Source organism: Mycolicibacterium hippocampi, from assembly GCF_010723735.1.
Classification (GTDB): Bacteria; Actinomycetota; Actinomycetes; order Mycobacteriales; family Mycobacteriaceae; genus Mycobacterium; species Mycobacterium hippocampi.
This window is the reverse complement of the sequence record NZ_BLLB01000002.1, coordinates 3,348,797-3,371,601: the sequence shown is the minus strand read 5'-3', so window position 1 is coordinate 3,371,601 and position 22,805 is coordinate 3,348,797. Positions and strand designations below refer to the sequence as shown.

At 67.8% G+C, this 22,805-nt stretch carries 21 protein-coding genes; 14 read left to right on the top strand and 7 right to left on the bottom strand.

The genetic code is table 11. The features are described 5' to 3' along the window. Positions 1–27 precede the first annotated feature (27 nt). Genes mptB through G6N53_RS17350 form a run of 3 tightly spaced genes read left to right on the top strand, consistent with a single transcriptional unit; the run spans position 28 to position 3,424 of the window. Positions 28–1,713 (top strand): polyprenol phosphomannose-dependent alpha 1,6 mannosyltransferase MptB, encoded by a 1,686-nt coding sequence (gene mptB, locus G6N53_RS17360; protein WP_163890395.1) that lies wholly within the window; start codon positions 28–30, stop codon positions 1,711–1,713. Beyond that, positions 1,710–2,645: an ABC transporter ATP-binding protein gene (locus G6N53_RS17355; RefSeq protein WP_163890393.1), complete on the top strand. Its 936-nt coding sequence runs from the start codon at positions 1,710–1,712 to the stop codon at positions 2,643–2,645. The genes mptB and G6N53_RS17355 overlap by 4 nt, the downstream gene beginning before the upstream one ends. Further along, positions 2,642–3,424 (top strand): ABC transporter permease, encoded by a 783-nt coding sequence (locus tag G6N53_RS17350; protein WP_163890391.1) that lies wholly within the window; start codon positions 2,642–2,644, stop codon positions 3,422–3,424. The genes G6N53_RS17355 and G6N53_RS17350 overlap by 4 nt, the downstream gene beginning before the upstream one ends. On the opposite strand, the gene G6N53_RS17345 is transcribed toward G6N53_RS17350, so the two are convergent. After that, a complete protein-coding gene (locus tag G6N53_RS17345) occupies positions 3,338–4,024 on the bottom strand; it encodes a hypothetical protein (RefSeq protein ID WP_163890389.1) in 687 nt (228 codons plus the stop codon). The two genes, G6N53_RS17350 and G6N53_RS17345, sit on opposite strands and share 87 nt — an antisense overlap. Before the next feature lie 93 nt (positions 4,025–4,117). On the opposite strand from G6N53_RS17345, the gene G6N53_RS17340 reads away from it, so the two are divergent. After that, entirely contained in the window at positions 4,118–4,696 is a 579-nt protein-coding gene (locus G6N53_RS17340; RefSeq protein WP_205390407.1) for a TetR/AcrR family transcriptional regulator, read from the top strand. 24 nt (positions 4,697–4,720) lie between these two features. Continuing rightward, the gene (locus G6N53_RS17335) at positions 4,721–5,689 is read left to right on the top strand and encodes a COX15/CtaA family protein (protein WP_237166555.1); all 969 of its coding nucleotides are present in this window, start codon (positions 4,721–4,723) and stop codon (positions 5,687–5,689) included. Here G6N53_RS17335 and G6N53_RS17330 read toward each other — a convergent pair. Further along, positions 5,639–6,577, bottom strand: coding sequence for an ATP-grasp domain-containing protein (locus tag G6N53_RS17330; RefSeq protein ID WP_163890387.1), 939 nt, complete (start codon positions 6,575–6,577; stop codon positions 5,639–5,641). The genes G6N53_RS17335 and G6N53_RS17330 overlap by 51 nt on opposite strands. Positions 6,578–6,615: 38 nt before the next feature. On the opposite strand from G6N53_RS17330, the gene G6N53_RS17325 reads away from it, so the two are divergent. Then, positions 6,616–7,590 carry a quinone oxidoreductase family protein gene (locus G6N53_RS17325; protein WP_205390406.1) on the top strand — a complete coding sequence of 325 codons (975 nt, stop codon included), beginning with the start codon at positions 6,616–6,618 and terminating at the stop codon, positions 7,588–7,590. Positions 7,591–7,629: 39 nt separating this feature from the next. Beyond that, entirely contained in the window at positions 7,630–8,061 is a 432-nt protein-coding gene (arfB, locus tag G6N53_RS17320; protein WP_237166554.1) for an alternative ribosome rescue aminoacyl-tRNA hydrolase ArfB, read from the top strand. On the opposite strand, the gene G6N53_RS17315 is transcribed toward arfB, so the two are convergent. Further along, positions 8,058–9,011: a heme o synthase gene (locus tag G6N53_RS17315; RefSeq protein WP_163890383.1), complete on the bottom strand. Its 954-nt coding sequence runs from the start codon at positions 9,009–9,011 to the stop codon at positions 8,058–8,060. The two genes, arfB and G6N53_RS17315, sit on opposite strands and share 4 nt — an antisense overlap. A gap of 196 nt (positions 9,012–9,207) precedes the next feature. Here G6N53_RS17315 and tkt point away from each other — a divergent pair, with 196 nt between their 5' ends. The 6 genes from tkt (at position 9,208) to G6N53_RS17285 (ending at position 16,534) form a co-directional block, all read left to right on the top strand. After that, positions 9,208–11,301, top strand: a complete 2,094-nt coding sequence (gene tkt / locus G6N53_RS17310) for a transketolase (RefSeq protein WP_163890381.1) — start codon at positions 9,208–9,210, stop codon at positions 11,299–11,301. Between the two features lie 13 nt (positions 11,302–11,314). After that, positions 11,315–12,430, top strand: coding sequence for a transaldolase (gene tal / locus G6N53_RS17305; RefSeq protein ID WP_163890379.1), 1,116 nt, complete (start codon positions 11,315–11,317; stop codon positions 12,428–12,430). Positions 12,431–12,440: 10 nt separating this feature from the next. Then, positions 12,441–13,970, top strand: coding sequence for a glucose-6-phosphate dehydrogenase (gene zwf / locus G6N53_RS17300; RefSeq protein WP_163890376.1), 1,530 nt, complete (start codon positions 12,441–12,443; stop codon positions 13,968–13,970). 28 nt (positions 13,971–13,998) lie between these two features. After that, complete coding sequence (opcA, locus tag G6N53_RS17295; protein WP_163890374.1) at positions 13,999–14,910, top strand: glucose-6-phosphate dehydrogenase assembly protein OpcA; 912 nt, start codon at positions 13,999–14,001, stop codon at positions 14,908–14,910. Continuing rightward, positions 14,907–15,635 carry a 6-phosphogluconolactonase gene (gene pgl / locus G6N53_RS17290; RefSeq protein WP_163890372.1) on the top strand — a complete coding sequence of 243 codons (729 nt, stop codon included), beginning with the start codon at positions 14,907–14,909 and terminating at the stop codon, positions 15,633–15,635. The genes opcA and pgl overlap by 4 nt, the downstream gene beginning before the upstream one ends. A 383-nt stretch (positions 15,636–16,018) precedes the next feature. Beyond that, positions 16,019–16,534 carry a hypothetical protein gene (locus tag G6N53_RS17285; protein ID WP_163890370.1) on the top strand — a complete coding sequence of 172 codons (516 nt, stop codon included), beginning with the start codon at positions 16,019–16,021 and terminating at the stop codon, positions 16,532–16,534. A gap of 147 nt (positions 16,535–16,681) precedes the next feature. On the opposite strand, the gene G6N53_RS17280 is transcribed toward G6N53_RS17285, so the two are convergent. Genes G6N53_RS17280 through G6N53_RS17270 form a run of 3 tightly spaced genes read right to left on the bottom strand, consistent with a single transcriptional unit; the run spans position 16,682 to position 19,525 of the window. After that, positions 16,682–17,302 (bottom strand): LutC/YkgG family protein, encoded by a 621-nt coding sequence (locus tag G6N53_RS17280; protein ID WP_163890368.1) that lies wholly within the window; start codon positions 17,300–17,302, stop codon positions 16,682–16,684. Next, a complete protein-coding gene (locus G6N53_RS17275) occupies positions 17,295–18,782 on the bottom strand; it encodes a lactate utilization protein B (RefSeq protein ID WP_163890366.1) in 1,488 nt (495 codons plus the stop codon). The genes G6N53_RS17280 and G6N53_RS17275 overlap by 8 nt, the downstream gene beginning before the upstream one ends. After that, entirely contained in the window at positions 18,779–19,525 is a 747-nt protein-coding gene (locus G6N53_RS17270; protein ID WP_163890364.1) for a (Fe-S)-binding protein, read from the bottom strand. Before G6N53_RS17270 ends, G6N53_RS17275 begins: the two co-directional genes overlap by 4 nt. A gap of 50 nt (positions 19,526–19,575) precedes the next feature. Here G6N53_RS17270 and G6N53_RS17265 point away from each other — a divergent pair, with 50 nt between their 5' ends. After that, the gene (locus G6N53_RS17265) at positions 19,576–19,950 is read left to right on the top strand and encodes an ATPase (RefSeq protein WP_163890362.1); all 375 of its coding nucleotides are present in this window, start codon (positions 19,576–19,578) and stop codon (positions 19,948–19,950) included. Positions 19,951–19,953: 3 nt separating this feature from the next. On the opposite strand, the gene ppc is transcribed toward G6N53_RS17265, so the two are convergent. Continuing rightward, the gene (gene ppc, locus G6N53_RS17260; RefSeq protein ID WP_163890360.1) at positions 19,954–22,770 is read right to left on the bottom strand and encodes a phosphoenolpyruvate carboxylase; all 2,817 of its coding nucleotides are present in this window, start codon (positions 22,768–22,770) and stop codon (positions 19,954–19,956) included. Positions 22,771–22,805: the final 35 nt, after the last annotated feature.

The following is a 22,805-nucleotide window of genomic DNA, read 5'->3' as shown; positions in this document are numbered from 1 at the left end:
GGAATATCCGACCGCTACGCTGCGTTCGTGGCTGCCCGCCTACGCTCCCTCAGCACCTCGATCGCCGGCTGGCACGGTGACGAGCGAACCGTCGGCAGCCCCCTGATCGACCCTGAGCTTATCGCCCTGCGCCGGACCCGGCTGTTCGGGGCGACGGGCACGGTGCTGATGGCGATCGGTGCCCTCGGCGCGGGCGCCCGCCCCGTGGTCCAGGACCCGACGTTCGGCGTCCGGCTGCTCAACCTGCCCTCCCGAATCCAGACCGTCTCGCTGACGATGACGACCACCGGTGCGGTGATGATGACCCTGGCCTGGCTGATGTTGGGCCGGTTCGCGCTCGGCAAGCGCAAGATGACCCGCAGCGACCTCGACCGCACGCTGCTGCTGTGGGCGCTGCCGCTGCTCATCGCGCCGCCGATGTACAGCAAGGACGTCTACTCCTACCTCGCCCAGAGCCAGATCTCGCTACAGGGTGACGACCCGTACCGCGTCGGTCCGGCCACCGGGTTGGGCCTGGACCACTTCTTCACGCTGTCGGTGCCCAGCCTGTGGCGGGAGACACCGGCGCCGTACGGGCCGCTGTTCCTGTGGATAGGACGCGGTATCTCCGCTCTGACCGGCGAGAACATCGTCGAGGCTGTGCTCTTCCACCGGCTTGTGGTGTTGCTCGGCGTCGGGCTGATCGTGTGGGCGACGCCACGGCTGGCCCGCCGCTGCGGGGTCGCCGAGGTGAGCGCCCTCTGGCTGGGGCCGGCCAATCCGCTGCTGTTCATGCACCTGGTCGCCGGCATCCACAACGAGGCGTTGATGTTGGGGTTGATGCTGGCGGGCACCGAGTTCGCGCTGCGCGGCATCGATGCGGCGGCACCGCTGATCCCGCGGCCGTGGACCTGGCCGCGCAGCTCCCGGCAGTGGGCGCGCTGGTACCCGATGGCCATGCTGCTCGCCGGTGCCGTGCTGATCACGATGTCGTCGCAGGTGAAGCTGCCGTCGCTGCTGGCCCTGGGCTTCGTCGCGATGGCGCTGGCGCATCGGTGGGGCGGCACCGTGAAGGCGTTCTTCATCGCGGGGGGGTCGCTGACCGCGCTGTCGCTGGCGGTGATGGCGGTGATCGGCTGGGCGAGCGGGCTCGGGTTCGGGTGGCTGTTCACCCTCGGCACCGCCAACGTCGTCCGGAGCTGGATGTCGCCGCCGACGCTGCTGGCGCTGGGTACCGGCCAGGTGGGAATCCTCCTCGGCCTCGGAGACCACACCACCGCGGTGCTGGCGCTGACCCGTCTGATCGGTGTGAGCCTGATCGCGGTGATCGTCACCTGGTTGCTGTTCGCCGTGCTGCGCGGCCGGTTGCACCCGGTCGGCGGTCTCGGCGTCGCTCTGGGCGCCACCGTGCTGCTCTTCCCCGTCGTGCAGCCGTGGTACCTGCTCTGGGCGATCATTCCGCTGGCCGCCTGGGCGACCCGGCCCGGCTTCCGGGCCACCGCGATCGCCGCCACCCTGGTGGTCGGGATCTTCGGCCCCACCGCGAACGGCGATCGGTTCGCGCTGTTCCAGATCGTGATGGCGACGCTCGCGAGCGCCGCGATCGTGCTCGTGCTGATCGCGCTGACCTACCGCCGGCTGCCCTGGCGGCCCATTCCCGAGCCGCCCCAGGAGCCGCCGCCACCACCGGAGCCACCGACTGCCAAGTCCGACGCCTACGCTGAGTCTTCGTGACCTCCCGCTCCGGTGCTGTCCCCGTGCTGCTGAGCGGCGTCAGCAAGCGGTACGGACCGACGACCGCCGTCTCCGAGCTCGACCTCGACGTCCAGACCGCCGAGATCCTTGCGCTGCTCGGCCCGAACGGCGCCGGCAAGACGACCACGGTGGAGATGTGCGAGGGCTTCCTCAAGCCCGACGAAGGCCGGATCGAGATCCTCGGTCTGGATCCCGTCGCCGACAACGCCGAGCTGCGGGCGCGTATCGGTGTGATGCTGCAGGGCGGGGGTGCCTATCCGGCGGCCCGGGCTGCAGAGATGTTGAACCTGGTGGCGTCCTACGCCGCCGATCCACTGGACCCGCAGTGGCTTCTCGACACCCTCGGGCTGACCGAGTCCGCCCGCACCACCTACCGTCGGCTGTCCGGCGGCCAGCAGCAGCGACTGTCGCTGGCCTGCGCCGTCGTAGGCCGTCCCGAACTGGTGTTCCTCGACGAGCCGACCGCGGGCATGGACGCGCACGCACGAATCGTGGTGTGGGAGTTGATCGATGCACTCCGCCGCGACGGGGTGACGGTGGTGCTGACCACACACCAGCTGCCCGAGGCCGAGGAGCTGGCCGACCGGATACTGATCATCGACCGCGGCGTCGCTGTCGCCACCGGCACCCCGGCCGAGCTCATGCGCAACGGCGCGGAGAACCAGCTCAGGTTCCGGGCACCGCGGATGCTGGATCTGAGCCTGCTCGTCGCGGCGCTGCCGGAGAGTTACCGGGCCGTCGAGACCTCGCCGGGTGAGTACCTCGTCGAAGGCCACATCGATCCTCAGGTGCTGGCCACCGTGACCGCGTGGTGTGCCCGTCTGGATGTGCTGGCCACCCACATGCGCGTCGAGCAGCGCAGCCTCGAGGACGTGTTCTTGGAACTCACCGGCCGGGAGCTACGGAAATGACGATCGAGACCAATCGGTTCGCTCCGGGGACGTTCACCCCCGACCCCCGGCCGGCGGCGGTGCCGCAGATGCTCAACGCACAGTTCGGGCTGGAACTGCGCTTGCTGTTGCGCAACGGCGAACAGCTGCTGTTGACGATGTTCATCCCGATCACGTTGCTGGTGGGCCTCACCCTGCTGCCGCTGGGCTCGTTCGGGGACGACCGGGCTGCCACCTTCGTTCCCGCGATCATGGCGCTGGCGGTCATCTCGACCGCGTTCACCGGGCAGGCGATCGCGGTGGCCTTCGACCGCCGCTACGGCGCGCTGAAGAGGCTCGGCGCCACGGCTCTGCCCGTGTGGGGGATCATCGCCGGAAAATCCCTGGCCGTCGTCGCCGTGGTGTTCCTGCAGGCGATCCTGTTCGGCGTCATCGGCGTGGCGCTGGGCTGGCGGCCACCGATCGCCGGGCTGGCGTTGGGCGCCGCGATCATCGCGATGGGCACCGTCGTCTTCGCCGCGCTGGGCCTCCTGCTGGGCGGCACCTTGCGCGCGGAGATCGTGCTCGCGGTCGCCAACCTGCTCTGGTTCGTGTTCGCCGGGCTCGGAGCGCTCACCTTGGAGGGCGGCATGGTGCCCACCGCCGTGCAGTGGGTGGCGCGGCTGACGCCCTCGGGTGCCCTCACCGAGGCGCTGTCGCGCGCGATGCTGCTGTCAATGGACTGGTTCGGCCTCGCCGTGCTCGCGGCATGGGGTGCCGTCGCCGCGTTGTGCGCGCTGCGCTGGTTCCGCTTCACCTGACGAGTCCAGTAGCGGCAGCAGGTATTCCAGTTGTCCGACTTCCTCGATGTTGTGTTTCACCCAGGCGTGGGCCATGTCGTCGTCGAATCGACTGCGAATCAGGCGGTTCACTGGACCCAACATCGGTGAGCGGGTACCGAGATCCATCACGGAGACGTAGTGTGCGCCGTCATCCCCCGCCGACCAGGCGTGCTCCAGTTGGAAGACCGGAATCCCCGCGACACGGAGCACAAGCCGAATGCCGGTCTCGTCGAGTTTCTCGACTCGGGCGATCTCGTCGGAAGTGAATTCAGGCTTGGCACCGAACGCTTCGACTATGTGGAACCGCGCGCCCTCGGCGGCGCCGCCAGTGGGCGCCGGGCGCGCCAACTCCCAGCGGATGTGGTCGATCGGGTGCCATGCGAGGTAGCGTTCGACGGTCTGCCCGCCGTAGGTCATCGTCCCGCCGAGGTGGGTGAACCAATCGAGCAGCAGTCCCGGTGTCACCCCCCGTAGCGGACGGTGGTCGATGGTGATTCGTCGACGGCGGTGCGGGAGTTCATAGTATGCGACCCGCGCGGTGTCGACCGTTCGCAGCGGATGCAGCACGGGCAATGGCATGTCAACCTCCAAGATACGATTTAGTTTCTTATATGGTTGACCGTACGTCCCGAACATAAGATACGCAAGCGTTTCTATCTGAGAGGGTGGCTGGTGACTCGACGACGGGGTGCGCAGCTCGAGGACGCGATCCGCTCGGCGGTGTTGCAGCTGCTGAGCGAGCGTGGCCCCGAGGGGGTGACGATGGAGGCCGTGGCAGCGGCCGCCCACACCAGCAAGCCCGTGCTGTACCGGCGCTGGCCCGATCGCCGGGCACTGATTCGGGACACCCTGCTCGGCATCGCGGCGTCGGCGATCCCGAGTCCCGACACCGGCAGCTTCCGCGGTGACATGCTCGCAGTGCTGCGCGCATGGGCAGCGTTGTTCACCGGTGAACGGGCTGCGCTGATGCGGTCGGTGGTCATGGCGGTGACGGCTGATCCGGACCTGGAATCGACGTTTCGCACCGACGTCATGGGCTGGCGCAAGGACCAGATGACCGCGCTGCTGACCCGGGCCGTCGAGCGCGGCGAGGTCCGGCCGGACTGTCCCGTCGAGGTGGTTCGCGAACTCGGTCAGAGCGTGCTCTGGCACCGCCTGTTGATCACCGGAGACCCCATCACCGACGAATTGGTGGTGCAACTCGTCGACGAGGTGCTGACCCCGGTGGTACGCCCCTACTACGGAATGTAGTTCCCAAGGCTCTACCATCAGAGCGTGCCCGCCGGACGTACTCTGCCCAAGCTTTTCGTCGGGCTCGTCGACCTGCTTCCCGAACCGAGCCTGCGCGTTCAGCGCTTCGTCGCGGCGGCAGTGATCCTCACCCAGGGCGGCATCGCCGTGACCGGGGCGATCGTCCGCGTCACCGCCTCCGGGCTCGGCTGTCCGACCTGGCCGCAATGCTTCCCCGGCAGCTTCACCCCGGTGCCACACGCCGAGGTGCCCGGCCTTCACCAGGCCGTCGAGTTCGGCAACCGGCTGCTGACTTTCCTCGTGGTGCTCACCGCCGCCGCGGCGGTGATCGTGCTCACCCGGGCCCGCCGCCGTCGCGAGGTGCTGGTCTACGCCTGGCTGATGCCGGTTTCGACGGTGGTGCAGGCGGTGATCGGCGGGATCACCGTGTTGACCGGGCTGTTGTGGTGGACGGTGGCCATCCACCTGCTGGCCTCGATGACGATGGTCTGGGTGGCCACGCTGCTGTACGTCAAGGTGGGTCAGCCCGACCGCGCAGTGCCGGTGGCCCGGGTGGTGAAACCGCTGCGTCAGTTGACCGTGCTGTCCGGGCTGGCGCTGGCTGCAGTCCTGGTGACGGGCACCATGGTCACCGGGGCGGGTCCGCACGCCGGGGACAAGAGCCTCGAAAGGCCGGTGCCACGGCTGCAAGTGGAGATCACCACGCTGGTGCACATGCACTCGTCGCTGTTGGTGGCATACCTGTCACTGCTGGTCGGCTTGGGCTTCGCGCTGCTGGCAGTGCGTGCTCCCCGGCCGGTGCTGACCAGGCTGAGCGTGCTGGTGGTCCTGGTGGTGGCCCAGGGCGCCCTCGGCACGGTGCAGTTCCTCACCGGTGTGCCCGCCGCGTTGGTGGCAGTGCACGTGGCCGGAGCGGCCGCCTGCACGGCGGCCACCGCGGCGCTATGGGCGTCGATGCGAGAACGGACCGAGTCCGAACTCGTCGAGAGCTGACTCGACCCCGAGGGCGAACTGCCGCTGCCGAAGCCGCCGCTCGGTCTGGCCGAGTTGGCACCAACCCAGGGACGGCTCGACCAGCTCCAGTTCGAGCACGGTGGGCGCGTCCGCGCCGCCGAGGACGTCGACGCGGGCGTAGAGCAGGGCGGTGGGATCGATCCCCAGATGGGTGGCCGCGGCCGCCAGCGCTGCATGGCCGACGTCCCAGAGCTCGAAGTCCGGGTCGGCACGACCGAGCCGTTCCTCGGCGAAGGTTCCCGAGGCGTCCAGCAGCGGCGCGTGCCCCGGCGGTGGCAGGATCGGCCCCTTGGTGAATGCGTGGGACTGCACACCGCGGAGAAACACCAGCGCCGTCTCACCGTCGCCGACCCGCGGGTCATAGGGCTGCACCAGGACACCCTGACCGGCGGCCTGTAGTGCGGCGGCATGTTCGACGGCTTGGTTCGGGTCCGAGAAGCGCAGAGCACCAACAGAACCCGCGCCCACGGACGGTTTGACGACCACTTCCCCGTGCGGGATGCGTACCTGCTCCCCCGGCGCGAAGAAGTCGCCGGGAACCGTCGGCACCCCGGCAGCGGCGAGGTCGGCCAGGTAGCGCTTGTCGGTGTTCCACGCGACCACCGCGGGCCCGTTCAGCAGTCGGGGCACTCGCCTGGTCCAGGCCAGGAACTCGTCGAGTCTTTCGGTGTAGTCCCACGTGGCGCGCAGGATCACCAGATCGGCGTCGACGGCGGCCGGGTCGTCCCAGGACAACCAGCGGGCATGCAGTCCGCGATCTCGAAGCGCCCGCACCAGGTCGGCGTCGTCGCCGTCGCCGTCGGGCAGCGCCGGACAGCCGGCGAGCACGATCCTCGGGTGGAAGACGTCGGGGCGGGCGGGCTTCATGACCCGATCGACTTTACCGAGCAGGCAAGATGGTGGACATGTACGCCATTGAAGTCGCCCAGACCGGTGGGCCGGAAGTCTTGTCCTACGTCGAGAGGTCGCTGCCTTCACCCGGCCCCGGCCAGGTGCTGATCAAGGCCGAGGCGGTCGGTGTCAACTTCATCGACACCTACTTCCGCTCGGGCCTCTACCCGAGGGACGTGCCGTTCATCGTGGGCATCGAGGTCTGCGGAACCATCGAAGCCGTCGGTGACGACGTGGCGGCGCTGACCGTCGGCGACCGGGTGGTGACCGCCCAGGGACTCGGGACTTACGCCGAATATTGCTTGGCGCCTGCAGATTTTGTTGCCTATGTGCCCGACGGTGTGGCGCCCGATGTGGCGGCGTCGGCGCTACTCAAGGGCATGACCGCGCACTATCTGATCAAGTCGACGTACCCGGTGCAACAGGGTGACACGGTGCTGATGCATGCCGGCGCCGGCGGCGTCGGACTCATCCTCACCCAGTGGGCGACCAGTCTCGCCGCCTCGGTGATCACCACGGTGTCGACGCCCGACAAGGCCGAGCTGTCCCGGCAGGCCGGCGCGGTCGAGGTGCTGGACTACCCGGACGACCCGCGGGATTTCGGTGACCGGATCCGCGGGCTCACCGACGGCAACGGTGTCGCCGCGGTCTATGACGGGGTGGGCGCCTCGACGTTCGAGGCGAGCCTGGCCAGCCTCGCCGTGCGCGGCACGCTGGCTTTGTTCGGCGCGGCCAGCGGACCGGTTCCGCCGTTCGACCCCCAGCGGCTCAACGCCGCCGGGTCGGTGTTCCTGACCCGCCCGAACCTGGCACACCACACCCGGACTCCAGACGAGTTCTCCTGGCGGGCCGGCGAACTCCTCACCGCGATCTCCGACGGCACCCTGACCGTCACCGTCAGTAACCGCTACGCCCTGCGCGACGCGGAACAGGCCCATCGTGATCTGCAGGGCCGCCAGACCGTCGGATCCGTGGTGCTGATCCCCTGAATCCGCCGGGCCTGAGCGGCTGGGTTCTACCCTTTCAGAGTGGCCGAGGATCTGATCGTGACGCGCACCCTGGTGGTGCCCGCGTCCGATCTGAGCGAACGCTTCTCCAGATCCTCCGGGCCCGGCGGACAAGGTGTGAACACCACCGACAGCCGGGTAGAACTGTCGTTGGACCTCGCCCGCTCGTCCTCGGTGCCGGAGTGGTTGCGCGACCGGATGCTCGCCAGGCTGGGTAGCCGTCTCATCGACGGCGTGCTGGTCGTGACGGCCAGCGAGCATCGCGCCCAACTCCAGAACCGCGTCGCCGCGCGCGAGCGCATGGCCCGTGTCCTGCGCGCCGCAGCGGCCGCGCCCCCGCCGGTGCGCCGGCCCACCAAACCCACGAGGGGTTCGAAGGAACGACGGATCGCGGAGAAGAAGCACCGCGGCCGAACGAAAATGGGCCGTCGGAGTGCCTGGGACCGGGATTAGACCGTGAACAGGGTCGGCAACGCCAGGGCGGAATCGACCGCGAGCGCCAGGAACACCACGGCGAGGTAATTGTTCGACTGCAGGAACAGTCTCAGCGGCTTGACCGCCTCACCGCGCCGCACACCGGAGTACAGCTGGTGTGCCATCACCAGGAACCAGGTGCCCGCCACGATCGCCACCGCGGCGTACAGCCAGCCGGTGGCCAGGGCCAGCACCAGGGTCGCAACGACGGTCAGCCAGGTGTAGATCAGGATCTGCTTGGTGACCTGCTGCTCGGTGGCCACCGCGGGCAGCATCGGCACGCCGGCCGCCCGGTAGTCCTCCTTGTAGCGCATGGCCAGGGCCCAGGTGTGTGGCGGCGTCCAGAAGAAGATGATGAGGAACATCACCAGGGCCGGCCACTGGATCGTGCCCGTCACGGCGGACCAGCCGATCATCACCGGCATGCAACCGGCCGCTCCACCCCACACCACGTTCTGCGAGGTGCGGCGCTTCAACAACAGCGTGTAGACGAGCACGTAGAACGCGATGGTGGCGCCCGCCAGATGCGCTGAGAGCAGGTTCGTCGTCCACCACAACCAGAAGAACGAGGCGACGGACAGCGCCAAGCCGAACACCAGGGCGTGGCCCCGGGGCACCGTGGCACGCGCCAGCGGCCGGCGCTCGGTGCGCTTCATCATCTTGTCGATGTCGGCGTCGGCGACACAGTTCAGGGTGTTGGCACCCGCGGCCGCCAGCAGTCCGCCGAACAGGGTGTTCACGATCAGCAACGGGTCGACGGTGCCCCGTCCGGCGAGAAGCATGGCCGGGATGGTGGTGACCAGCAGCAGCTCGATCACCCGGGGCTTCGTCAGCGCGAGATAGCCGAGCAGCGTGGTGCGGAATCGGTGCGAGGATCCCGCTGCCCCCTCGGTGGAGTCACTGACGAGGTGGCCTTCGCGAATCCTCACGCAACCAACTCCTCAACAGAACAGCGTGCCACGCCACGGGCGTCTACTACACACGATGGTAGACCGCGGGTGCCGATCCCCGTAATTGCAGGGTCGGTTCGCACAGACCGGGATGACCTCTGCGTCGGCACGCCGTTCCCCATTAGGGTGGTTGATGCGGACCGACACGCCCCCGCCTATCCAAGGAGTGCGCCTCGTGACCACGACGGAAGAGATCGCTTCCCTCACCCGACCGAACCACCCGGATGACTGGACCGATCTGGACACCCAGTCGGTCGACACCGTCCGCGTGCTGGCCGCGGACGCTGTCCAGAAGGTCGGCAGCGGCCACCCGGGCACCGCGATGAGCCTGGCCCCGCTGGCCTACACCCTCTTCCAGCGGCAGATGCGCCATGACCCGAGCGACGTGCACTGGCTCGGCCGCGACCGGTTCATCCTGTCGTGCGGCCATTCCAGCCTCACGCTGTACATCCAGCTGTATCTGGGCGGCTTCGGTCTCGAACTCTCCGACATCGAGTCGCTGCGGACGTTCAAGTCGAAGACCCCGGGCCACCCGGAGTTCCGGCACACCAGGGGCGTGGAGATCACCACCGGCCCGCTCGGCCAGGGCCTGGCCTCGGCGGTCGGGATGGCCATGGCAGCACGCTACGAGCGGGGGTTGTTCGACCCGGATGCCGCACCGGGCACCAGCCCGTTCGACCACCACATCTACGTCATCGCCTCCGACGGTGACATCGAGGAAGGCATCACCAGCGAGGCCTCGTCGCTGGCAGGCACCCAGCAGCTCGGCAACCTGATCGTCTTCTACGACAAGAACCAGATCTCCATCGAGCACGACACCAACATCGCGCTCTCCGAGGACGTCGCGGCGCGCTATCGGGCCTACGGCTGGCATGTCCAGGAGATCGAGGGCGGGGAGAACGTCGCCGGAATCGAAGAAGCCATCGAGGCCGCCCGCGCGGTGACCGACAAGCCGTCGTTCATCGCCGTGCGCACGATCATCGGTTATCCCGCGCCGACGAAGATGAACACCGGCGGAGTGCACGGCTCCGCATTGGGCGACGACGAGGTGGCGGCCACCAAGAAGGTTCTCGGCTTCGATCCCAACAAGAAGTTCGAGGTGCGCGACGAAGTCATCGAGCACACCCGCAAGCTGGTCGACCGTGGCCGCGAGGCACACGAGAAGTGGCAGCCCGAGTTCGACGCCTGGGCCGAACGCGAGCCCGAGCGCAAGAAGCTGCTGGACCGGCTGCTGGCCCAGGAGCTCCCCGACGGCTGGGACTCGGACCTGACCTACTGGGAGCCGGGATCAAAAGCCGTCGCGACCCGCGCGGCATTCGGGCAGGTGCTCAACGACGTGGCGCCGAAACTGCCCGAATTGTGGGGCGGGTCAGCCGACCTCGCGGGCAGCAACAACACCACCATCAAGGGTGTGAAATCCTTTGGGCCGCCCTCGATCTCCACTGACGACTTCACCGCGGACTGGTTCGGGCGGGTGCTGCATTTCGGTGTCCGCGAGCACGCCATGGGCGCCATCCTGTCGGGCATCGTGCTGCACGGGCCGACCAGGGCCTTCGGCGGCACGTTCCTGCAGTTCTCCGATTACATGCGGCCCGCGGTGCGGTTGGCGTCGCTGATGGACATCGACACCATCTACATCTGGACCCACGACTCGATCGGTCTCGGCGAGGACGGGCCCACCCACCAACCGATCGAGCACCTCGCCGCGCTACGGGCGATCCCGAACCTGTCGGTGGTCCGCCCGGGTGACCCCAACGAGACCGCCTACGCGTGGCGCAGCATCATCGCGCGCGGCAACGGCAGCGGTCCGGTCGGGTTCATTCTGACCAGGCAAGGGGTACCCGTACTCGACGGCACCAGCGCCGACGGCGTGGCCCGGGGCGGCTACGTACTCGGCGGAGGCAAACCCGCCGAGGATGCCGACGTCATCCTGATCGCCACCGGTTCGGAACTGCAGGTGGCGGTCGAGGCCCGAAAGATACTGGAGGGCAAGAACATCTCGACCTACGTCGTCTCGATGCCGTGCATCGAGTGGTTCGAATCGCAGCCCAAGGAATACCGCGACAGCGTGCTGCCGCCCACCGTGTCGGCGCGGGTGGCCATCGAAGCCGCCGTCGCGCAGAGCTGGTACAAGCTCGTCGGCGACACCGGCGAGATCATCTCCATCGAGCACTACGGCGAATCCGCCGACGACAAGACCCTGTTCCGCGAGTTCGGCTTCACCCCGGAGGCAGTGGTGGCCGCCGCGGAGCGCACCATCGCCAACTAACTAAGGAAATGACATGACTCAGAACCCGAACCTGGCCGCTCTCGCCGCCGCAGGCGTATCGGTGTGGCTGGACGATCTGTCCCGTGACCGGCTCCAGACCGGCAACCTGCAGGAACTGATCGACACCAAGTCGGTGGTCGGCGTAACGACCAACCCGTCGATCTTCCAGGCAGCGCTGTCCAAGGGCAACGCCTACGACGCGCAGGTCAAAGAGCTCGCCGACCGGGGCGCCGACGTCGACGCCACCATCCGGACGGTGACCACCGACGACGTTCGCAACGCCTGCGACGTGCTCGCCAAGCAGTACGAACTGTCCGACGGCGTGGACGGCCGGGTGTCCATCGAGGTCGACCCGCGACTCGCCCACGATTCCGACAAGACGATCCTGCAGGCCGTCGAGCTGTGGAAGATCGTGGACCGGCCCAACCTGCTGATCAAGATCCCCGCCACCGAGGCCGGCCTGCCCGCCATCACCGCGGTGATCGCCGAGGGCATCTCGGTCAACGTGACCCTGATCTTCTCCGTAGAGCGCCACCGTGCCGTGATGGATGCCTACCTCGCCGGGCTGGAGGGTGCGGCGGCCGCCGGCCACGACCTCTCGCGAATTCACTCCGTGGCGTCCTTCTTCGTCTCCCGCGTCGACACCGAGATCGACAAGCGACTCGAGGACATCGGCAGCGACGACGCGGTGGCGCTGCGCGGCAAGGCGGGCGTCGCCAACGCGCGACTCGCCTACGCCGCCTACGAGGAGGTATTCCTCGGTGGCGACCGTTTCGAGGCGCTGAAGTCCAAGGGGGCACGGGTCCAGCGGCCGCTGTGGGCATCCACCGGAGTCAAGAACCCGGACTACTCGGACACCCTGTACGTGACCGAGTTGGTCGCGCCCAACACCGTCAACACGATGCCGGAGAAAACCATGGACGCCGTTGCCGACCACGGGGTCGTCACCGGGGACACGGTCACCGGGCGCGCGGCCGAGTCGCAGCAGGTGTTCGACAAGCTCGCCGCGGTCGGGATCGACCTCACCGACGTGTTCCTGGCGCTCGAGAACGAGGGCGTGGAGAAGTTCGAGAAGTCGTGGCAGGAACTGCTCGACGCCACCCAGGGCCAGCTCGACGAAAAGAAGTGACCGGCCAGCTATGAGCCAGCCGTGGCACAACCCGTTGCGGGACAAGCGCGACAAGCGCATGCCGCGGATCGCCGGCCCCTGCGGGGTGGTGATCTTCGGCGTCACGGGCGATCTCGCGCGCAAGAAGCTGATGCCCGCGATCTACGATCTGGCGAACCGTGGTCTGCTGTCACCGAGCTTTTCGCTCATCGGCTTCGCCCGACGCGATTGGGCCGACGAGGATTTCGCCAAGGTCGTCTACGACGCTGTGAAACAGCATGCGCGCACCCCGTTTCGCCAAGAAGTCTGGGACCGGCTGGCCGAGGGCTTCCGGTTCGTCCAGGGCACGTTCGATGACGACAGTGCGTTCGATCAGCTGAGCGAAACCCTGCGCACGCTGGACGCAGAGCGGGGCACCGGAGGCAACCACGCGTTCTACCTGTCCATCCCGCCGAAGGCGTTCCCCCAAGTGCTCGAGCAGCTCTCCAGGTCCGGGCTCGCCGAGAAGCCGGACGGGTGCTGGAGCCGGGTGATCATCGAGAAGCCCTTCGGCCACGACCTGTCGAGCGCCGAGGATCTGAACAACTTGGTCAACAGCGTCTTTCCCGAGTCGTCGGTGTTCCGCATCGACCACTACCTGGGCAAGGAGACCGTCCAGAACATCCTGGCGCTGCGTTTCGCGAACCAGATGTTCGAGCCGATCTGGAACGCCCACTACGTCGACCATGTGCAGATCACGATGGCCGAGGACATCGGGCTGGGCGGCCGCGGCGGCTACTACGACGGCGTCGGCGCAGCACGTGACGTGATCCAGAACCATCTCCTCCAGCTGCTGGCGCTCACCGCCATGGAAGAACCGGTCAGCTTTCATCCGTCGGAGTTGCAGGCCGAGAAGATCAAGGTGCTCTCGGCGACCCAGCTGGCCGAGCCACTGGATCTCAACACCTCGCGGGGCCAGTACGCCGCAGGCTGGCAGGGCGGAGCGAAGGTGATCGGCCTGCTCGACGAAGAGGGCTTCTCCAAGACCTCGACGACAGAGACGTTCGCCGCGATCACAGTGGATGTGGACACTCGGCGCTGGGCGGGTGTGCCGTTCTACCTGCGCACCGGTAAGCGCTTGGGCCGCAGGGTGACCGAGATCGCTTTGATCTTCAAACGTGCACCGCATCTGCCGTTCGACGCCACCATGACCGAAGAACTCGGCAAGAATGCCTTGGTGATCCGGGTACAGCCCGACGAGGGCATCACGTTGCGGTTCGGCTCCAAGATCCCGGGCAACAAAATGGAGGTCCGCGATGTCAGCATGGACTTCTCCTATGGCTCGGCGTTCGCCGAGGATTCACCGGAGGCCTACGAGCGGTTGATCCTCGATGTGCTGCTGGGTGAGCCGTCGTTGTTCCCGGTCAACGCGGAAGTCGAGTTGGCCTGGAAGATCTTGGATCCGGCGCTGGAGTACTGGGAGTCCCACGGCACACCCGACACCTACGAGTCCGGCACCTGGGGTCCCGAATCGGCGTTCGAGATGTTGCAGCGGTCCGGCCGCGAATGGAGAAGGCCGTGACGAGGGCTTGCGCGAGGAACAGAGGACTATGATCGTCGACCTGCCGGACAGCACCACCGATGTCATCAACAAGAAGATCGTGGCGCTCCGCGAGGAGGGCGGTGCCATCACGCTCGGGCGGGTTCTGACCTTGGTGATCGCACCGGATACCGAAGCGCTGCTGGAGGATTCGATCGAAGCGGCCAACGCGGCCAGCCGTGAGCATCCCTGCCGGGTGATCGTGGTGACTCCCGGCGACCGGCTCGCCAACGAAGCCCGGCTCGATGCTCAGCTGCGGGTCGGAAGGGATGCCGGCGCCAACGAGGTCGTCGTACTGCGTCTGTCCGGCCCGCTGGCCCGCCACGCCAGCAGTGTGGTCACACCGTTCCTGCTGCCCGACACCCCGGTGGTGACGTGGTGGCCTGACGTCGCTCCCCCCGTTCCCGCCGAAGATCCGTTGGGCAAGTTGGCGATTCGACGCATCACGGATGCGACGAACGGTCCAGACCCGTTGGAGGCGATCAAGAGCCGTCTCGGGGGTTACACAGCGGGAGACACCGACCTGGCTTGGAGCCGAATCACCTACTGGCGGGCACTGCTGACCTCGGCGCTGGATCAGGCACCGCACGAGCCGGTCGTCTCGGCGCTGGTTTCGGGGCTCAAGACCGAACCCGCACTCGATATCCTGGCCGGCTGGTTGGCAAGCCGTATCGACGGGCAGGTGCGTCGTGCCGTCGGCGATCTCAAAGTCGAACTGGCTCGTTCCAGTGAGACCATCACGCTCAGTCGCCCACAGGAGGGCATCACCGCGACCATCACCCGCACAGGTAAACCGGACACGCTGGTTCCGTTGGCCCGCAGAGAGACCCGGGAGTGTCTGGCTGAAGACATGCGCCGACTCGATGCCGATGAGATCTACCACGAGGCGCTGGCCGGAATGGACAAGGTGCAGTACGTATGAAGCCGATCATCGAAACCTACTCCGACAGTGCCGAGTTGGTGGCCGCGGCCGGTGATCGCCTGGTCGGTGCGATCACTGAGGCGATCGCCGCGCGTGGTGTGGCGGCGATCGTGCTGACCGGCGGCGGGACCGGCATTGCGCTGCTCAGACGTGTCGGCGAGCGCAGCAACGAGATCGACTGGGACAAGGTGCACGTGTACTGGGGCGACGAACGTTTCGTCCCAGCCGATGACGACGAGCGTAACGACAAGCAGGCTCGCGAAGCGCTACTCGATCAGGTCGGTATCCCGGCCACGAACGTGCACGCGATGGCGGCCACTGACGGTGAGTTCGGTGATGATCTCGACGCGGCCGCACAGGGATACGCCCAACTGCTGGACGAGAGCTTCGAAGCAGGGCCCGAGTTCGACGTCCACCTGTTGGGCATGGGCGGCGAGGGCCACATCAACTCACTGTTCCCCGACACCGCGGCGGTGCGGGAGACCGAGCGACTGGTCGTCGGCGTGACGGACTCCCCCAAGCCACCTCCGCGCCGGATCACGTTGACGCTGCCGGCGGTGAAGCGCTCCAGGGAGGTCTGGCTGGTGGTGTCCGGAGCCGGGAAGGCCGACGCGGTGGCCGCGGCGGTCGGCGGCGCTGATCCCGTCGACGTCCCTTCGGCGGGCGCGGTGGGGCGCGAGGCCACCGTGTGGCTGCTCGACGAGGAAGCCGCGTCGAAGCTCTGACCACCTTGCGCCGGAACTGCATTCCAGCAGAAATGTTGCGAGTACGAGCCTGCTGGAATGCAATTCCGGCGAATGGGTGAATTGGCCGGCGGGCAATCAAATAGATATTGGCGACAATTAGCCGAATATTCGCTCACCGTCGCAGCGAGGCGTCCCGAAGAGCTTCGCACTCATTCGGGGTCCGTAGCGAGCGCCGCGCCGAAGGTGCTGCTAGCTGGGAGAACTTCTCAGCTGAGCCGATGCCTCGTTGCGAATGACTTTCGTCAAAATCGTCCTCGAAGAGGAATGGATCATGCGAAGATCGGCGACGACACGCCATGACAGCAAATGGCAATGCATGGTGAGCAGCATTCCTACCTGGGGAGCGAGAGATGAGTCGGCACATGGCTTCGAGGGTCCGCGGTGCGATCACGGGAACCGCGGTGGCGGCAGCACTCGTAGGCTTGGCCGCGGCGGGTGTCACCGTTCCGGCGGCCGCAACACCGCCGCCTCCCCCGGGCCCCGACTCCGGCCTTCCGACAAGCCCGGATGACCCCAGATGCGCCGCGATGCCCACGGTCGCCCCGTGCCTGGGCGGCCCGTACGACATTCCCACCGGACCTGCAGATCCCGGCTGCATCACCCAGCCCACCAACCCGGTGTGCGCAGGAGGCCCGTACGGCCTGCCAACGCCTCCACCCCCGCCTCCGCCGCCGCCCGCGGCCCCGATGTTGCCGCCTCCGCCGGCGGCGCCCCCGATCGCACCGCCACCCATGGCACCCATCGCACCGCCACCCATGGCACCCATCGCACCGCCACCCATGGCGCCGATCGCACCGCCGGCAATGCCTGCAGCCCCTGCAATCGCACCGATGCCCACAATGCCGACCGTGGGCACCGGGATGCCCGGGCAGATCTGACTCGAGCGGCTACCGACGGCACCACATCCCACCGGCGGCGCACTGTGTGACGCGCGCTGCCAAGCCTGTGCCGACTGCCCGGGGATCGGGTTCACATTGTCGAGACGGCCTGTAAGTCACACGTTTTCGACGCCTGGTCGGTTCCATCTAGTCGACGACCAAAACATGCAGTGTGCGGGGACCGTGGACACCCTCGACGCGGTCGAGTTCGATGTCACTGGTCGCGCTGGGGCCACTGATCCACGTCAACGGTCGGGTATGTAGTCCCGAGTTGACTAGCTGGGCAACCGCTTTGGGAACGTCGTCGACTATCTGACCGGCATGTACGACACACACATGGACATCGGGAACCAGGCTCAGCGCCCGCCGCCCCTGACCCGCTCCGTGGTCGAGGATGATCGTGCCGGTGTTCGCGATCGCGACCGTCGCGGTGGTCACCACCGCATCAACCCGGTCGAGGTCGTAGGCACCGAGTCCGTCGTCGACGATCCACTCGGCGGCGCCCGGCCAGGCATCCTGCACTGCCGGATCGGCGACCACCCGCTCGAACCCCCGCACCGCCGCCGCGATCGCCGCGCCGGTACCTGACTCGTCGACCCGCTCCACCTGCGCACGGTAGTCGGCGACGCGGTCCACGAATCGGGCGACGATATCGATGCCACCGGTGCCGACAGCCTGCCCGTAGGTCCACGGCACCTTTTGCGCCGCGGGACGGTCGGCCAGCGCCGCCCGGACCCGCCCGAGGATCTCGGCGCGCGCCTCACTCATCGCCGCCGCCGGTTCGCTGCCACCAGCTGCGGAAAGACTCCGCCGGCGGTATCGGCGCGTCGCGTGCCTCCGACCAGGCACCCACCGGCCACGGCAGTCGGCGCAGGACCTGTCTGCCGCCTGAGCGCTTGCTGCGCAACGCTTTACCGGCCATCGTCACCGCCCTGCCCATAGCTGCCCACCGTCGGTGTCCGGCGAACGTCCAGCTCGCCGCGGTCATCACAAGCTGCTCACCGGACGGCACTCCCCCGCGGCGTTCGTCGACCACCCGGGTCCGAAGGTGCACCAGCATCGACGGGATGTCGATACGCACCGGGCAGACGTCGAAGCAGGCCCCACACAGGCTGGAGGCGAACGGTAGTGACTTGTCGATGTCGCTGCCGGTGCCGCGCAACTGTGGGGTGAGCACCGCCCCGATCGGACCGGGGTACACCGAGCCGTAGGCGTGGCCACCGGTGCGCTCGTAGACCGGGCACACGTTCAGGCAGGCCGAGCAGCGGATGCAGCGCAGCGCAGCGCGACCCTGCGGGTCGGCCAGCACCCGGGTCCGGCCGTTGTCCAGCAGGACGATGTGGACGTTCTGCGGGCCGTCGCCGGCGACCGGACCGGTCCACACCGACGTGTAGGGGTTCTCCCGTTCACCGGTACTGCTGCGGGGCAGCACTTGGAGGAACACCTCGAGATCGCGCCACGACGGCAGCACCTTCTCGATGCCGACAACCGAGATCAGCGTTTCCGGCAGCGTCAGGCACATCCGGCCGTTGCCCTCGGATTCGACCACCACCAGGCTGCCGGTATCGGCGATCGCGAAGTTGGCGCCCGACACCGCCACCCGGGCCCGCAGGAACTTCTCCCGCAGGTGCAGCCTGGCCGCTTCGGCAAGGCGCCGCGGCTCGTCGGTCAGGTCGTCCGGTGCCGCACGGCCGACTTTGCCCATCTCCCGCAGAAAGATCTCCCGTACCTCGCCCCGGTTGCGGTGGATCGCCGGCACCAGGATGTGGCTGGGCCAGTCGTCACCGAGTTGCACGATGAGCTCGGCCAGATCGGTCTCCCACGCAGCGATCCCGGCGGCGGCCAACGCCTCGTTGAGTTCGATCTCCTGGGTGGCCATCGACTTGACCTTGACGACCTCGGCGGCCCCCTGCGCCCGCACCAGATCGACGACGATGCGGTTGGCCTCCTCGGCGTCCCGGGCCCAGTGCACGGTTGCCCCGGCGGCGGTGGCATTTGCCTCGAACGCCTGTAGGTGCTCGTCGAGGCGGTGCAGCGCCGCGTCCTTGATGGCTTCCGCGGCGAGCCGCAGCTCCTCCCAGTTGTCGAGCTCGTCGACGGCCGCGGCGCGTTTGGCACGGATGGTGCCGGTGGCGTGCGCGAGGTTGCGGCGCAGCACCGGATCGGCCAGCGCCGTCCTCGCCGCGGTCTGGAACTGCGGAAGACCCAGAAACGCCTCGGTGACCCCGACGTGCGGCCGGTCGCTCACGCCGCACCCCCGGTGTTGACGAGGATCTCGGCCAGGTGCATGACCCTCATTCCGCTGCGCTGCCGCGACAGCACCCCACCGATGTGAGCGAGGCACGAGTTGTCGCCGCCGACAAGGACTTCCGCTCCGGTATCGAGTGCCGCTCTGGCTTTGTCGGCGCCCATCGCCACCGAGGTGTCGGCGTTCTTCATCGCGAAGGTACCGCCGAAGCCGCAGCACTGCTCGGCACCCGGCAGGTCGACGAGGTCGATCCCGCGCACCGCTCTCAGCAGCCGCAGCGGACGGTCACCGACCCGCAGCATCCGCAGCGAATGACAGGTCGGATGGTAGGTCACCCGGTGCGGGAAGTAGGCGCCGACATCGGTCACGCCCAGGACGTCGACCAGGAACTCCGAGAGCTCGTAGACCCGCGGTGACAACTCCGCGACGGCGGCCTGCAGTCGCGCGTCGCCCGCGCGCCGCGCGACGGCGCCGTGCTGGTGGCGCACCGACCCGACACAGGAACCCGACGGTGCGACGACGGCGTCGTACCCGGCGAATGTGGCGGCGAAGTTGCGCACCGCGGGGATGGCCTCCTCGGCGTAGCCGGTGTTGGTGAACATCTGCCCGCAACACGTCTGTCCGGCCGGGAAGTCGACGTCGCAGCCGAGTCTGCGCAGCAGCCGCACAACTGCTTTGGGCGTCTCTGGCCACATCACCTCGTTGAAGCACGTCGCGAACAGCGCAACCCTGCGAGCCGTCATCATGGGGGAACATATCGGACTCTCCGATGGCACGCGTCATACTGGCCGACATGGCAGACAAAGGTGGCAGACCAGCAGTCCGGACCGGTGGCGAGCGGATCAGGAAGCTCGCCCAGGCGGCGCTGAACGCCGACGTCACCGTCGAGCAGGTCGACACCATCCTCGAAGGCCTGGCCGAGACCCTCGAAGATTTGAACAAGTCCACCGGCAACCTCGACGCCACCCTGGAGCGGTTCAACGACACCATCAGCCGAATCAACGAACTGGCGCCCCGGCTGAACGCGGTGGTCGACCGGATGGAAGGCATCGTCGTTCGGGTCGAGCGGATCGTCGGTATCGGGGAGTCGGTCATCTTCCCGCTGGCGGCCACCGAACAGGCGGTCCGCGGCGCGGTGAACAAGGTCCGCCGCAGCGCCGGTCTGTGATCGCTACCCGCTGTTGCGCAACGCGGTGGCCAGCCCGCTCATGGTGAGCAGGATGCCACGCTGAACCAGCTCGTCCTCGTCGCCTGAGCGGTAGCGACGCAGCAGTTCGACCTGCAGATGGTTCAGCGGTTCCAGGTACGGGAACCGGTTGAACACCGACCTGGCCAGCGCCGGGTTGTCGGCCAGGAGATCGTCGTGCCCGGTGATCAGCTTGTGCATCCGGATCGTGCGCTCATGCTCGTCGGCGATCTTGTCGAACACCCGTCTCCGAAGCGCTTCGTCCTCCACCAGTTCGGCGTAGTGCGCAGCCAACCCGAGGTCCGATTTGGCCAGCACCTGCGCCAGGTTCGACAGCACCGTCGCGAAGAACGGCCAGCGTCGGTACAGGTCCTGCAGCACCTCGAGCCGGGCTTCACCGTCGTCGCCGTCGGCGATCCACTCCTCGAAGGCGGTGCCGGTGCCGTACCAACCGGGCAGCATCACTCGCGACTGGCTCCACGCCAGCACCCACGGGATGGCCCGCAGATCCGAGATCGACGTGGTCGGCTTGCGCGACGCCGGCCTGCTGCCGATGTTGAGCGCCCCGATCTCGCTGACCGGTGTCGACGCCTTGAAGTAGTCGACGAACCCCGGCGTCTCGTGCACCAGCTCGCCGTAGGCCCGTTGCGCGCGCCCCGCCAGGTCGTCGAGCACCTCGTACGCCGGTTCGGCCAGCTCCCCCAGACCCTCGGTGTCGAGCAGGGTGGCTTCCAGGGTCGCGGCCAGCAGGGTCTCGAGATTGCGGCGCGCGATCCGGGGCTCCGCGTACTTCGCGGCGATCACCTCGCCCTGCTCGGTGAGCCGCAGCGAGCCCTTCACCGCGCCCGGCGGCTGCGCGAGGATTGCGTCGTAGCTCGGGCCACCACCGCGCCCGACCGTGCCACCACGACCGTGGAACAACCGCAGCCGGATCCCGGTCTTGCGCGCCGACTCCACCAGGTCCAGCTCGGCGCGGTACAACGCCCAGTTCGCGGCCAGGTAGCCGCCGTCCTTGTTGGAATCCGAATAGCCGAGCATCACCTCCTGGCTGTCACCGCGTGCGGTGACGACCGCTCGGTACAACGGAAGATCAAGTGCCGCTTCCAGAATCGAGGATCCCCGCTGGAGGTCATCGATGGTCTCGAACAGCGGAACGATCCCGACAGGTGCGTAGGGGCGCTCAGCGGATGCGTCCAGCAGCCCGGTCTCTTTGAGCAGCAGCGCCGCTTCGAGCATGTCCGACACCGACTGGCACATCGAGATGATGTAGTTCGGCACGGCCTGGGACCCGAAGACGTGGACGGCCCGTGCGGCCGCGGCGATGATGTCGAGTTCTTTGCGCGCGAGCTCGGACAGCTCGGCGTCGGGACCGGTCAACGGCCGACGGGTGGACAACTCCCCGACGAGCAGCTCGACGCGTTCGGATTCACTCAGCGAGGCATAGTCGGCGTGCACCCCGGCCCACGACAGCAGCTCGGCGACGACCTCCTCGTGCACGTCCGAGTTCTGCCGCAGATCCAGGCCGGACAGATGAAACCCGAAGACCCGCACCGCCTCTCGAAGCCGAGCCAACCGATCATCGGCGAGAACGGCGCTGCCGTTGCCGCGAAGCGAATTGTCGACGGCATCGAGGTCGGCCAGCAGCTCCGCGGGCGTGCGGTAGGCCTGCATGCCGAGGTCGAGTTCGTGCTCGGGCTGGCGGTCGAGTATCTGTTGCGCCGTCGCGGTCAGGCGGGCGTGGATCACCCGCAGCGCCCGCCGGTAGGGCTCGTCGGCGCGGGCTGGTTCGTGACAGGCCTCGGCGAGTGCGGCCACCGCGTCGCTGATGTGCACCAGCCGCGACGACATCGACAACTCCTCCTCGAGCGCGGTCAGCTCGACGAAGTAATGCGCGAGCGCGGTGTAGGCGGCACGGCCGGTCGCCAGCCGGACGACTTCGGCCGTGACGTTCGGATTGCCGTCGCGGTCGCCGCCGATCCACGACCCCGGGCGCAGGATCGGCGCCTCCAGCAGTTCGCCACCCGGCCAGCGGGCCTGGAACGCGGCCCGGACCTCGGCGTTGACCTGCGGTATCACCTCGAAGAAGGCGGCCGGATAGTAGCGAAGTCCCGTTTCGATCTCGTCCTGGATCTTCAGCCGGGACAGCCTGATCAACGCGGTCTGCCAGAGCGTGAGAATGTGTCGCCGCAGTTCACGCTCGACGTCCCGGCCGTCCTCGGTGGTGGCATGGCCGTGCAGGCGCAGCCGCATCAACTCGGTGATGCGGTGCTGGGTGTCGAACACCGTACGCCGCCGAGTCTCGGTGGGATGGGCGGTGATGACCGGCGAGACCAGTGCACCGACGAGCGCGTCGGCAACGGTTCCCGCGTCGAGTTCGGCCGAGTCGAGTTTCAGATAGGTGGCGGCCAGGCTGCTGTTCTGCGGTGGCGCTCCAGCAGCCTCGTGGACCGCTCTGCGGCGCTCGCGGTGGATGTCCTCGGCCACGTTGGCCAGCAGTGCGAAATGTGTGAACGCGCGGATGACGGGGATGGCCCGATGGACATCAACACCGTCGAACAGCTTGGCCATCTCGGCACGGTCGATCTCGGATCTGCGCACCCGGAAGGATTCGACGCGGGCCCGCTCGACGAGATCAAAAACCTGGTCACCGTTCTGCTCGCGCACAGTGTCGCCCAGGATGGCACCGAGAAGCCGGATGTCCTCACGCATCGGCTCGGTGGCTTCCCGGCCCACCTTGGTCCGCTGCACGGCTCCGATGGGTTCCAGGGCAGCGTCGGACGTCGGGTCAGAAACCTCAGTCATGCGTCCAGTATCGGCGGCGAGTTGCCGGCGTGCAG